Raw genomic sequence first — 13,384 nt, 5'->3', positions numbered from 1 at the left:
GCTTTTGATGATTTACTTTATTTCTTTTGATCTTGCTTAATTTTCTCAAGCATTTCTTCCTGTTCTTTATCAACGTCAGAAGTTGCAGGAATGAAGGGGCTTTCGTTGTAATCCGTCCGTTTTCCATAACGAAGCATCTCATAAATTATCATGCCATTATTGGGCATCCCGCCCTGAATCTTCATGGGAACTACATCGAACAATAAATAAAAAAGGGCATAGAACACGAAACGTTCCCAGAAGGTGATAAAAGAATCGAAGACGTCATTCGCAAGAGCGGTATTAATGGTTAAGGCGAGCGAAAGCGTCATCAAGATTGGGCTGGCATAAAGAAAAATATAGGCAATTTTGCCATCTCGTTTTAAGGAATCATACGAAAACCAGCTATACAATTGATAATATCTGCGCACATCCACAATGCCGATTTTAAAAGCTCTAGGTCCTGAACCAATCGTTAGTCTTGGGTTTTTAACCCCGACCAATGCGCTGGCTATCAAATAGCCGGTTTCTCTTAGTAAAATCGTCAGGGGCAATATAATAAAGGCAGAAATAACGAGTGGTAGAAAGTCGGATAAGCCGAACATCAAACTCTCCTTTCTATCTTTGGGATAAAAACAATAAGGTCATTGAAGAATAATTGTGCAAAATAAAAAACGCCAAAAAGAAGCTGGTGCTCTCTTGGCGTTACGCCAGCTCAATTGTCTGACTCACTCTACCCGAATATTTAGTTACACTAGCTGTTTGCTGCTATTTTGAACTACTCATGTTTTTATGATAGCTAGTGAAATGTCTAAAGTCAAAAATACTACATACCGTCTTTTATTAGAAAAGACAGTGCTAGTGCAATCCAGAGTCTGATGGTTAAAAGACCGGTGAAGGATAGCTGGTTTTCACGTCCAATTTATTGAAGTGGACGATAGAGTCATTAATTTGCCGAACTATATTTAGGTTGAAATAACATTATAATAACAAAAAAATGGTTGTTTTCATGAACTTTAGGGTACTTAAGTAGTAAGTGAATAAACAGGAAAGCGGGGAGGAAAAAATGACTGAATTTCATTTGAAGCCTGTCCCTCCAGCCCAAGAGATAAAGACGCAACCGCTGCCGCGGAAGAAACGGATCTCCAAAATTCTTTTATCGCTGGCGCTCGTATCGTCAGCCGCAGCAGCCGGACCAGCCTTGGCACCCAGTGCAGCAACTGAAGTGGCCAGTTATTACACGGTGCAAAAAGGGGATACCTACTACAGCATTGCAAAAAAATACGGATTGGTCGTAGAACAGCTTATGGCGGCGAACTTTACCACAAGCACCAGAATCATTGTGGGTCAAAAAATCGCCATTCCGCACAAAAACCAATCGTGGTCCGGAAACCAGGAGAATCTGGACAACCGCAATTACCAAGTGGTCAAAGGGGATACCTTGTACTCCATTTCTAAACGAACCGGCGTTTCCATTGACAGTATCAAGAAAATGAACAATTTAACATCCGATCTGATTATGATTGGGCAAGTTTTGACGCTATATCCCGATGTCGGGGTAATCCATCGGGCTTCCGCCACGTACTACGTAAAGTCCGGTGATACGAAATACACGCTCCGAAACCAATTCGGCAGCACGGTCACCTTGCCAAGTGGTGAATTGCAGGTACTTCAGCCACTTAAAATCACCGGGAAAGTGCTCGAACTCACGACAGAAGAACCTTTCGGACTAGCAGACGGCCGCGTCATCGAAGTGAAAGTGGGCCGCGATTATTACGCGGTCAATCTCTACCAAGGGAATGGCCCGATTCAGCATTTGGCGGATCGCAACGATTTGCGGATGACGTTTACGGTAGTCCGTGTTGGAGAGCGCTATGAAATGGTTTCTTACGCCGTGCAAGAGTTGGAATAGACCCATAGTCGAAGCTTAACTGGCTAGAAAAAATCACCCGGACCAACGTGGCCTGGGTGATTTTTATATGGCTTTTCTTACATGCGGTTTGACCTTCTCATGCAGTTGCATGCTGCAGCTTGATTTTCTCGCAAACGAGAATTTCACGTAAAAACAGCGATTTTTTGGCAATGCAGCGGTCGATAATGGTGAATCCCGCTTTTTCTATCATGTGGTCGATCGGTTCGATGGTGACCACCAGCAGTTTTTCTGTGACCGGCAAGGCATGACGAAGAATCTCTTGTTGTTCATCGGGAGTGGCATGTGTGTACAGGTTATAAGGCATATCAATAATCGCGACATCGTATTGTTCTTGAATATCGGCGATGGCACCCAAATCGACCGAACCGGACAAGCCAAAATGGGCAATGTTTTCCCGCGAGCCATCGACAACAAGCGGGTTGATGTCGCGTCCGACAATATCGATGCCCATAGATAGCGCTTCGACCAATACGGTTCCGATGCCGCAGCAGGGGTCAATTGCTTTGATGCCTAGCGGTTCTGGAACAGCGATATTGGCAATCGCCCGTGCGGTTTTTGTGCTGAGCGCTGTTGAATATTCACGCGGTTTTTGCTGGTGTTTAAACCATACCGATTCACTCAATTGGTAGATGCCAAAATGCCAGCAACCCTCAAAGGGGATCAAGCCAAATATCATATCTGGATTGTGGACATCGGCTTTCCCTTTAATGACAAAACCGATTTGCCGTTCCATCTCGCGCTTGTCTTCAAAACTTACTTGCTCAGTTACATCCAAGCCGTTGATTTTAGGGAAGATTACTTTGAATGTTGCTTGTTCCATATCCAATTGTGCGGCTTGTTTTACGATAGCGGCAAGGTCGGGACCTTCAAACAATAGCTCAATCCGCTCTTTGATGAACGGACTTCTGCCTGGCGCGATGGCTTGATGGCTTTTGATGACTTTGCCATCCGTATCATGCCCAAAAAATGCGCGCATTTCCAATTGGCATAAATCTTTTTCGTCTTGATGATAAGCATAGGTGTATAAAAATCCGCCCATTGGCGATAATGGTTTCAATTCATCCCGTCCTTTAAATGGTTCTCATTTTACTAAGTATACCAATAACTGCAGGCCAAGCAGCGAATAGAGCTGCAAAGGGATGATTTTTGTACAAATGCAGTACCCAGCCCAGCCTCTAAGACCTGGAATAGTCACGCTTGCTTATGGAAGGGCGTGATATTGACCGAAGAACCCCCAGCCATCATGCGAAAGCAAATTGGCTGGGGGTTCTGTTTGTGATTCAAGTTAGCGTAGGCATTTTCAAAAACAAAGTTAAGCGAATATCTTGCCGGGGTTCAAGATGTTGTCCGGATCGAGCATTTGCTTCATATTTTTGAAAAGCGCTAATGCCTCGCCATGTTCGCTTTCCTGAAATTTTTGCTTGCCGAGACCAACGCCGTGTTCACCGGTACATGTGCCACCAAGTTCGATGGCACGAAACGCCAGTTGATCATTGATGCCAAAAGCCACGCGTTTTTGCTCTGGAGATTCAGGGTCGTAAACGATGCATGTATGGAAATTACCATCGCCAATATGGCCGAGCAAACCGCCTTCTAATCCACTTGCCTCAATCAGTTCGCGCCCGTATTCCAACAGATCCGGCAATTTGGAAATTGGCACGCAGACATCCCCGCCCGTGACGGATACGCCAGGCTGGTGGCGGTACGCATAGGCCATTTCGTGACGTGCTTTCCAAATGGTCGCGCGTTCTTCAGCATCAACTGCGACATGCCAATTCTGTGCGCCAAGATCGGTCATCAACTCTTCTGCAATTCGCGCGTCTTCACTGGCTGACTGTGTCAGTCCAGCAAACTCGAAAAACAGTGAGTGCTTTTCGGGCAAGCCGTAGCCGCCGTACTCGTTGACTTTCTTGATGCTCGGGGCGTCGACGAACTCCATGCGTTGAATGGGGATACCCATCAGCAACACGTTGTTTGCCGCTTCGGCACATTCACGTGGGGTGTCGAAGGTGCACGAGGCAGCGATAACGTGCTCGGGGATGGCGTGGAGCTTTAACGTGATTTCGGTGATGATGCCAAGCGTTCCTTCAGAGCCGACAAATAAGCCGCCGATCGAATAGCCAGAAGAAGATTTCTTGGCTTTTGTGCCGGTGTGGATGATGCTGCCGTTTGTCAGCACCACTTCCATGTCGAGTATTTGATCGCGCATGACGCCGTATCGGACAGCGGTCGTGCCGCTTGCGTTGGTCGCAGCCATGCCGCCGATCGATGCATCCGCTCCGGGATCAATGGGAAACTGCAAACCTTGCCGATTGATGCGCCGGTTCAGGGCAAGGCGCGTGATACCCGGCTGAACAGTAACGAGCAAATCTTCCGGCGCAAAATGAAGCACTTGGTTCATCCGTTCGAAATTAAGCGAGATGCCTTTTTGAACCGGGATAGCGGATCCTTCGAGCCCCGATCCTGCACCGAAAGCGGTAACTGGGATTTGTTGCTCTTTTGCAAAGGCAAGCACTACCTGGACATCTTTTGTGCTTTCAGGAAAGCATACCAGTTCTGGTTCTACAGGTGCGTGATCAGATTCATCGTGGCTATGGCGATAGCGTTCGCCTTCGCTTGTGGATACTTGGCCAGGATTCAAGCGGCCAGAAAGAATTTCGACCCATTTAGTGGTTTCGGTGAGGGGCATGTGAACAACTCCTTTTTGTTTTATACAAGAATATGCATACGAGTTAGTTTGGTCGGTAGAACCGTAGCTTAAAAGTATAGATTCTTTAATGAAAAAAGGATATGTCTAAAATGTGAATTTATTCTGAAATTTATGTTTACAAACAAAAATGAGTATTCTATACTTTCTGTATACAGTATACACTGTGGAAATTTGGGATGGGAAGGGAGGAATCATGAGAAAAATCGTCAAGCAGCCGACATTAGCGGAACAGGCATATGAAGCCATCAAAAAAATGATCATCACTGGAGAATTGAAGCCAGGAGACGAACTACCGGAAGAAAAGCTCGCAGCAGAGCTTGGAATCAGCCGAACGCCACTGCGGGAGGCACTGAAAAGACTCGCTGTTGATGCGCTTATCGAGTTAAGAAAAACAAAACCGGCGCTTGTCGCCAGATTTACCCACCAGGACGTCAAGGAAATCATGGAGCTCAGGAGATTGCTTGAGATTTACGGAATTGAAGGGTTATCGAAAGCAGATCAACAGCATGTCTTAAAGGAATTGCGCTATGCCCATGAACGCCAATGGGAAGCGATTCAAGCGCATGATTTTGCGGAATTCATGGATTGGGATCAATGGTTCCACGATCAATTTTATGAAAACCACCCAAACCAGCGTTTACGGGAATTGATCCACACCGTCAATACAGGAGGCAGCCGGGCATTCTTGCTGCTATCCAAAAAAGTATTCGATAGTGCCGTGATTGCTCACGGGGAACACGGTGCCATCATTGAAGCATTAGAGCAAGGGGATTTAGAGAAGACAAAAAAACACTTGGCTGCCCATCTCGACAATATCGAGAATAGGCTGCTGAAATACATTTCACAGGAGGAACTATGAAAAAACTTACTGGACTTATTTTACTGATGCTTGTATTAATCCTTGCCGCATGCGGACGCCCGGATAGTGGCAGTTCGTCAGACGGCGAAGGCGGAGAAGGCGAAACGTACACAATCCGTCTCGCCCATTTAGTACCGGAAGAACAGTCATCACACGTGGCAGCAGTTGATTTCAAAGAAAAACTAGAAGCCGAATCGGATGGCCGCCTGAAGGTCGAGTTGTATCCGAATGGGCAGTTGTATGGGTCTGACCGTGAAGCAATCGAAGCCGTACAGCTCGGCAACATTGAAATGACCATTCCGGCTGTCGCGGCGATGGCGTCGTTCAACGAAAAATTCCAAGTTTTCGATTTGCCTTTCTTGTTCAATAACAACGAAGCGGCGTACAAAGCGCTTGATGGGGATTTGGGCCAGGAATTGATGGCTGATTTGGAAAGCAATGGCTTGAAAGGGCTAGTATTCGGTGAAAACGGCTTCCGCCATGTGTCCAATAACGAAGGGCCGATTGAAAAACCGGAAGATATGGAAGGCTTGAAAATGCGTACACTTGAAAGCCCGCTCCATACCGACACGTTCAACGCATTTGGCGCAAATGCCTCACCTTTCGCATTCGGTGAATTGTATACAGCCTTGCAACAGGGTACATATGATGCAATGGATTGCCCGATTTCACTTTATTACACGAATAAATTCTACGAAGTGCAGGATTACCTGACATTGACAGGCCATGTCTACGCAGCCACTTCTCTTCTTATGAATGATGATTTCTACAATGATTTGCCTGAGGATTTGCAGGAATTGTTGATGGAAGCGTCTGAAGAGTTCCGTACCCAGCAACGCGAGCTTGCACAGCAGCAAGATACCGAGTTCATGGAGCAACTGGAAGCAGAAGGCATGCAAATCAACGACTTGACCGATGAACAGCGCGACGCATTCCGCGAAGCAGCAGCACCGGTTTACGAAAAATACGAGGGCCAAATCGGCGCAGATTTGATCGACCGTGCGCTTGAGGCAAATAACTAAGCAATGACAGATGAAAAATCAAGGACCAGGCTCCTTGGTTTTTCTTTTTAGAAAGGGAGATTCTGATGATAAAGAAATTCGCGAAAGCCGAAGAAGCATTATTGGTGCTAACGCTGGTTGCGATGGTCGCCTTAATTTTCGGCCAAGTGGTCGGCCGCTACGTATTTTCCAACGCGCCGAGCTGGACAGAGGAAATGGCACGCTATATCCACATTTTTCAAGTGTGGATTGGCGCAAGCTACGCAGTAAAACTGCGCGAGCATATCCGCGTGGAAGCGTTCATTACCCGCTTTCATGGACTCGCAAGAAAAATCTTGGAAACCATTTCTTTAATGATTTGGTTTGCGATGGCATTATTCTTGGCTTATTTCGGGACCATGTTGGTCATGCAAAGTTTATCCAACGGACAAGTCACGCCGGCTATGCAATTGCCGATGTGGGTCCCGTTCCTGGCGATTCCAATAGGCGGCATCGGCATGTGCATCCGCTTGATCGTGCAATTGCGCCAAATTTGGAAAGGCGATTATGAAATGCATAAAGACGGGGGTGTCCAGGCATGACGATTGCCCTGTTATTCGGGACCTTATTCATTTGTTTATTGATCGGTGTGCCAATCGCCATCTCGCTCGGTGTGTCTGCACTGACCGCCATCTATTTTGGCACGACGATGCCGCTGAGCATCATCACGCAAAAAGCATTTACTTCGCTTGACTCATTCCCGCTGCTGGCGATTCCGTTTTTCATGCTTGCGGGCGTATTAATGGGCAAGGGCGGCGTTTCGAAACGCTTATTGAACCTCGCTTCTGCGATGGTCGGCTGGATGACTGGCGGGCTTAGCATGGTAACCATTGTTGCCTGCATGTTCTTCGCCGCGATATCCGGTTCTGGCCCAGCAACAGTTGCGGCAATTGGCGGCTTCATGATTCCGGCGATGGTGGCACGCAAATACAGCGGCGGGTTTGCTTCTGCCATCGCGGCCTCTGCTGGTTCGATTGGCGTCATGATCCCGCCAAGCATTCCGTTCGTTTTGTATGGCGTCATCGGCAGCGTGTCAGTCGGCAGCATGTTTCTGGCCGGGATCCTGCCAGGATTGTTAGTCGGTGCTGCACTTATGTTGACAGCTTATATGATCTCGAAAAAACGCGGCTATAAACCGGAACCCGGCAAAGAATCGGAATTTCATTTGAAGGATATCGGAACGGCATTTTGGGACGCTAAATGGGCGCTGCTCATTCCAGTCATCATCCTTGGCGGCATTTACGGAGGGGTCTTCTCTCCAACAGAAGCAGCAGTTGTCGCTGTCGTCTATGCCATCATTATTGGGAAATTCGTTTACAAGGAACTGACCTGGGCAGGGCTGTATGAAAGTTTCCGCGAAACGATCGTCATCAACGCCACGACGATGATCATCATCGGCTTGTCAGTGTCTTTCGCTTATTTCATGACCATTCAGCAAATTCCAGGAGAGATTTCCGATTATTTGACGGCTTTATCAACCAATCCATTCGTTATTTTGCTCGCAATTAATGTATTATTGCTCGTAGTGGGCATGTTTATCGATACGATTTCAGCACTCGTCGTATTGACGCCAATCCTGCTGCCGATCGTGACAGAAGTAGGTGTGGATCCTGTCCATTTCGGTGTAGTGCTCGTCGCGAATTTGGCGATCGGTTTTGTCACCCCTCCACTCGGCGTCAATTTGTTTGTCGCTTCGAGTGTCGGGGGAGTCAAGTTCGAGCGAATCGCTTATGCGGTCCTGCCGTTCTTGTTCACGATGATTGTCTGTTTACTGGTCATCACCTTCGTTCCGCAGCTTTCCTTGTGGTTGCCAGGGCTTTACGAATAAAGTTATTTTTAATTTTAGAAAGGTTGTTTTCCTATGAGCATGCACATTAATAAACGGGCGGAGTCGATTGTCTTCTCAGGCATTCGCCAATTCGCCAATCAAATGATAGATTACCCGGATGCCGTTAATTTGACGGTCGGACAGCCAGATTTCCCGACTCCTGAGGCGGTTAAGCAAGCGGGCATCGATGCCATCCGCAATAACCAAACCAATTACACGCATAATGCGGGCGTCTTGGAGTTGCGTCAAGCTATCCAATCTTTTTTCAAAGACAGCTATGGCTTGTCGTACCGAGTTGAAGACGAAATTATTGTAACGAATGGCGCGAGTGAGGGCTTGGACTCGGTGTTCCGTACAATTCTTGAAGAAGGCGATGAAGTCATCCTGCCGGCCCCGACCTACTCGGGCTATGCGCCTTTAGTGGAACTATGCGGCGGCAAAGTCGTCTACTTGGATACATCGGAAAGTGATTTTAAGCCGGATCCTGAAGCGCTTGAACGCTTGATCAACGATCGTACTAAAGCGGTATTGATGAATTTTCCGTCGAACCCGACAGGCATTACGATGACGATGGAAGAATTGTCCGTTTTAAAGGAAGTCTTTGAACGCCACGAATTGTACATCGTGACGGATGAGATCTACAGCGAAAATACATTCGGCGGCGCGCATTGTACATTCGCCTGTTTCGACAGCCTGCGTGATCAAACGGTGCTCATTCACGGCTTGTCGAAATCCCATTCGATGACAGGGTGGCGCATCGGCTATATCTTAGGTCCAGCGAAGTTGATGGAGCATGTCCTGAAAGTGCATCAATATAATGCTATCTGTGCTTCGGCCCCAGCCCAATATGCTGCGATTGAAGCGTTGACGAATCAACGCCACGTGCCTGCAGAGATGAACAAGGCCTATATTGAACGACGTGATTTTGTTTACGGACGCTTGATCGAAATGGGTATTGACGTCATTAAGCCAAATGGTGCTTTCTATATCTTCCCTTCGATTGAGAAATTTGGGCTGCCATCTTACGAGTTTGCGATCCGTCTGTTGAAAGAAGGCGAAGTAGCCGCTGTTCCTGGCTCTGCTTTCACGGAATACGGGGAAGGGTTCTTGCGCATTTCCTATGCCTACAGCATGCATGTTTTAGAAGAAGGTATGGACCGTTTAGAGAAATTTGTCACCTCTCTTCATGAAAAATAAAGCAGCAGCAATTTGAGCAGTCCGCAGCAGACATCCTGCACGGGCTGTTTAATGCATTTACATATTGAAAAGTAAGTTATTGGAAAAAGATAGGCGGAAATCATCTGTTTAATTTAAGTGAAGCAGGAAAGGGTGGATTGGTATGGAACTTTTCTGGGATACACCGGAGAAGCTAGAGGATTTACTGTGTGAGCTGGTCAGTTGGGAAAGCATTTATTTAACGCAAGGGGAAGCGGAATTCCCGGTGAAGCTGAAAGGCTTATTGGGGGAGCTTGATTATTTCAAGCAGCATCCCGATCAATTGGCGCTAGGTGAAGTCAACTGGGGACGCACGTTTTTAACGGCGCTCTATAAACACGAAGAGGCGGTGGACACGGTCGTCCTGATCAGCCATTTCGATACCGTATCAACGGAAGATTATGGCGTGTTGCGCCCGCTTGCCTCAAGCCCTCGCTTATTGACGCGTGCGCTGCATGACCGCAAGGAAATGCTCAGCGCGGAGGCACTGGCTGATTTGGAATCCGGCAATTATTTGTTCGGTCGGGGAACGATGGATATGAAAGCGGGTCTTGCTTTGCACATGTCCCTGATTGAGAAAGCCTCTATCGAACAATGGCCGATCAACCTTGTCTTGTTGACGGTGCCGGATGAAGAAGTCAACTCCAACGGCATGCGCCATGCAGTTCCTCATCTTTTGGAGATTGCTGAAACGCATCAGCTGAAGTATTCCTTATTCCTGAACGGGGAACCGGTCTTTGCCCAAGACCCGAAAGAAAGCGATTTTAAAGTATATAGCGGAAGCATAGGGAAAATCATGCCAAGTGCTTTGTTTTATGGCAAAGAAACCCATGTCGGCGAACCACTCAGCGGGCTGACGTCGAATTATATGGCATCGTATCTAACCCAGGAAATGAGCTGGAATCCGAAATTCCGTGAGACGCTGTACGGCGAAACCTCGCCGCTGCCGGTCACGGTGCTGCAGCGTGACGTGAAGATGGAATATTCGGCCCAGACGCCGTACCGCGCAGTATCCATGTACAATGTCTTCCTGCTTGAACGCAATGCAGAAGAGACGATGAAAATGTTTGAGGAAACGGCTCGAGAAGCGCTTTATAAGATGAGCGGGGATTATAACGAAATGTGCAAGCGGGAGGATATCGAGCCGGTCAACGAAGTGAAAGTTTTCCGGTTCGAAGAGCTGAAGGCATACGCACTGGAAAAGCTGGGCGAAAAAGCGGTGGAGCAGATCATGTCGAATGTGACAGAAGATGTTGACCACGATGTGCGCGAACAATCCCATGCCATTACCGATCAATTATTGATTCAATGCCACGAGCTGACACCTGCTGTGATCTTATTGTTTGCGCCGCCTTATTATCCGCCAGTCAATTCAAGCGAATCAGAACTCGTCAAGAAATGCATTCAACAAGTACAAGAAACCGCACTTGACCGATTTGGCCTCGAAGTGAAGCAAGGCCATTACTTTAACGGCATTTCCGATTTGAGCTACGTCAATTTTCAGGACCAGAACGCAGGGTGGCAAACTTACGAACAAAATACACCAGTTTACGGCAGAAGCTATAGTGTGCCATTCGAAGCGATGAACAAGCTCCAGGCACCGGTATTGAATGTTGGGCCGTTTGGGCGTGATGCACACCAGCGTACGGAACGACTGAACCGCAAGAGCGCATTCGAGGAGCTGCCGGTTTTATTGGAAGATTTGCTGTTGTCGCAGTTCACCCCATTAGTATCGAAGAAATAAGCATATTGGTCAGCTTGCCGGGTAAAGAAAGGCAAAAGGAGCTGATCTCAATGAAAGATGCACAGTTTTTTCACTTTGAAGATGATGGCACTATCCCGAACAACCCGAAACTGCCAGTCGTTTTCTATCCCGAGGCCTTCCACGGAAAAACCGGCCAGATCCAACAAGCCTTCGAAGATCACGCGTGGGGCAATAGCTGGCAAGGCGGCGTGTTCGATTTTCATCATTACCACAGCAATACACACGAAGCGCTCGGTGTGGTGAGCGGATCGGCGCAGCTGCAGTTGGGCGGCGAAAACGGTGATGTAGTGGAAGTGGCCACGGGGGATGTTTGTGTTTTGCCCGCCGGCACGGGCCATAAACGCTTATCGGCAAGCGCGGATTTCCGCATCGTCGGCGCATATCCCGGAGGTGTGGAATACAACTTGAAGACCGGTGAGCCGGGCGAGCGCCCCTACGTACTCGAAGATATCCATAATACGCCGCTGCCGAAGACCGACCCTGTTTACGGTGACGCGGGGCCTCTGCTTTCTGCGTGGAAAGCATGAGGCGATAAAAAAGACGAAGCGCAAGGTGGATCGACCTCGCGCTTCGTCTTTTTCGTTTAGGGAATTTTACTGGCCGACAAGCGCCGGGGCGAAAAATTCCTTATACAGTTCATTGAGTATTTTTCCTTCGTCTTCTTTCAAGATGCCAAACACCAAGCTGACTTCGGAAGAACCTTGGTTGATCATTTCGATATTGACGTCGGTGCGCGCAAATGCAGCCGCTGCACGGGCAGTGAGGCCTTTATTATTGTGCATGCCTTCACCTACCAATACGATCATGGAGAAATCGTTGCGGATATGGACATCGTCCGCTTGGAGTTCGTTCTTCACCCGTTCGATGATGCGCTGTTCTTTTTCGTTATCGAGCTGATGGCTCCGTAAAATGACGGATAAGTTATCGATGCCGGATGGGATATGTTCATAGGAGATTTCTTCCTCTTCCAGGATTTGCAGAAGCTTGCGGCCGAACCCGACTTCCCGGTTCATCAAATACTTGCCGACATATAAAGTGGAAAACCCACTGTCCGCAGAAATTCCAGTGACGGGGCGTGGTGAACTGGCGCGCTCGGCTACAATCATCGTGCCCGGCGCAGAAGGGTTATTGGTGTTGCGGATGCACAAAGGCACGGAGGCACGGTATGCAGGCATCAAGGCTTCATCGTGAAGGACGGCAAAACCGGCATAGGACAGCTCGCGCATTTCGCGGTAGGTCATCTGTTCGATTTCTACGGGGTTATCGACGACTTGAGGGTTGGCGGCAAAAACACAATCCACATCGGTGAAATTCTCATAAAGCTCGGCTTTGACGGCTGCCGCAAGGATGGACCCTGTGATGTCGGAACCGCCCCGGTCGAATGTCCGGAGCATCCCGGATTTCGTGTAAGCAAAGAATCCAGGGAAGACCGTGATCGATGGCTTTTCCGCTAAAGCTGAAAGCTGGCTATAGGATTCGGATAAGGCTTGTGCGCGTTCCGGCGGATCATTGACGAACAGCCCAGCCGTGTGCGGATTGACGTACTCCGCCTGCATTCCGATGGAAGTGAAATAGGCAGCGATCAATTTCGCTGAATTGTCTTCTCCTGCCGCTTTGATCGAATCGATATACAAATCATGTTGGCCGCTGTCTGCACGCAGGCGTTCTGAAAGATCAGCACGGATAATGTCGATGATCTCCCGGTCGAGACCGAGCTCATCTGCGATTTCCGTGTAACGGTCGATGACTGCCTGCAAGGGCTGTTGGATGGATTCGCCCAATAATGCGGTTGACGCAAGCCGGATGAGCAGGTCGGTCACTTTTACGTCTCCGCTATGGCGTTTGCCCGGAGCGGAGACGACGACCACCCGGCGTGCCGGGTCCGCTTGGATGATGCTTGCGACTTTTTTGATTTGCTGTGCGCTAGCGACTGAAGTTCCACCGAATTTGCATACTTTCATCCTATCAAGTCCCATCTTTTTTTAATAGTCTGTAAAAAGGGTTGTTTTCGCTAAAATATAATACTATAATGTCTCTATGACAAAAACAACTGTA

General features: G+C 48.1%; 12 protein-coding genes. 8 read left to right on the top strand and 4 right to left on the bottom strand.

Annotated elements, in window-relative coordinates:
* Positions 1–17: 17 nt before the first annotated feature.
* Positions 18–584 carry a hypothetical protein gene (locus tag AY633_RS03070; RefSeq protein WP_068486372.1) on the bottom strand — a complete coding sequence of 189 codons (567 nt, stop codon included), beginning with the start codon at positions 582–584 and terminating at the stop codon, positions 18–20.
* Between the two features lie 461 nt (positions 585–1,045).
* Here AY633_RS03070 and AY633_RS03065 point away from each other — a divergent pair, with 461 nt between their 5' ends.
* Complete coding sequence (locus AY633_RS03065) at positions 1,046–1,891, top strand: lytic transglycosylase (RefSeq protein ID WP_068486370.1); 846 nt, start codon at positions 1,046–1,048, stop codon at positions 1,889–1,891.
* 97 nt (positions 1,892–1,988) lie between these two features.
* Here AY633_RS03065 and AY633_RS03060 read toward each other — a convergent pair whose 3' ends face one another.
* Positions 1,989–2,951, bottom strand: a complete 963-nt coding sequence (locus tag AY633_RS03060; protein WP_068487851.1) for a TRM11 family SAM-dependent methyltransferase — start codon at positions 2,949–2,951, stop codon at positions 1,989–1,991.
* 273 nt (positions 2,952–3,224) lie between these two features.
* Positions 3,225–4,601, bottom strand: a complete 1,377-nt coding sequence (locus tag AY633_RS03055) for an FAD-binding oxidoreductase (protein WP_068486367.1) — start codon at positions 4,599–4,601, stop codon at positions 3,225–3,227.
* Between the two features lie 214 nt (positions 4,602–4,815).
* Between AY633_RS03055 and AY633_RS03050 the strand changes: the two genes are divergently transcribed.
* The 7 genes from AY633_RS03050 to AY633_RS03020 all read left to right on the top strand — a co-directional run bounded on the left by AY633_RS03050 (position 4,816) and on the right by AY633_RS03020 (position 11,856).
* Positions 4,816–5,481, top strand: coding sequence for a GntR family transcriptional regulator (locus AY633_RS03050; RefSeq protein WP_068486365.1), 666 nt, complete (start codon positions 4,816–4,818; stop codon positions 5,479–5,481).
* Entirely contained in the window at positions 5,478–6,503 is a 1,026-nt protein-coding gene (locus tag AY633_RS03045) for a TRAP transporter substrate-binding protein (protein ID WP_068486364.1), read from the top strand. The genes AY633_RS03050 and AY633_RS03045 overlap by 4 nt, the downstream gene beginning before the upstream one ends.
* Before the next feature lie 65 nt (positions 6,504–6,568).
* Entirely contained in the window at positions 6,569–7,063 is a 495-nt protein-coding gene (locus tag AY633_RS03040) for a TRAP transporter small permease (protein ID WP_068486361.1), read from the top strand.
* Positions 7,060–8,349, top strand: coding sequence for a TRAP transporter large permease (locus AY633_RS03035; protein ID WP_068486359.1), 1,290 nt, complete (start codon positions 7,060–7,062; stop codon positions 8,347–8,349). The genes AY633_RS03040 and AY633_RS03035 overlap by 4 nt, the downstream gene beginning before the upstream one ends.
* A gap of 33 nt (positions 8,350–8,382) precedes the next feature.
* Positions 8,383–9,546, top strand: coding sequence for an aminotransferase class I/II-fold pyridoxal phosphate-dependent enzyme (locus tag AY633_RS03030; protein ID WP_068486357.1), 1,164 nt, complete (start codon positions 8,383–8,385; stop codon positions 9,544–9,546).
* Between the two features lie 142 nt (positions 9,547–9,688).
* Complete coding sequence (locus AY633_RS03025) at positions 9,689–11,308, top strand: M20/M25/M40 family metallo-hydrolase (RefSeq protein ID WP_068486355.1); 1,620 nt, start codon at positions 9,689–9,691, stop codon at positions 11,306–11,308.
* A 50-nt stretch (positions 11,309–11,358) separates the two neighbouring features.
* Positions 11,359–11,856 carry a cupin domain-containing protein gene (locus AY633_RS03020; RefSeq protein WP_068486353.1) on the top strand — a complete coding sequence of 166 codons (498 nt, stop codon included), beginning with the start codon at positions 11,359–11,361 and terminating at the stop codon, positions 11,854–11,856.
* A gap of 66 nt (positions 11,857–11,922) precedes the next feature.
* Here AY633_RS03020 and AY633_RS03015 read toward each other — a convergent pair whose 3' ends face one another.
* Positions 11,923–13,290 carry an aspartate kinase gene (locus AY633_RS03015; RefSeq protein ID WP_068486352.1) on the bottom strand — a complete coding sequence of 456 codons (1,368 nt, stop codon included), beginning with the start codon at positions 13,288–13,290 and terminating at the stop codon, positions 11,923–11,925.
* Positions 13,291–13,384 lie beyond the last annotated feature (94 nt).

The organism is Planococcus maritimus (genome assembly GCF_001592825.1).
GTDB lineage: Bacteria > Bacillota > Bacilli > Bacillales_A > Planococcaceae > Planococcus > Planococcus maritimus_C.
This window is presented reverse-complemented; position numbering and strand designations above follow the sequence as displayed.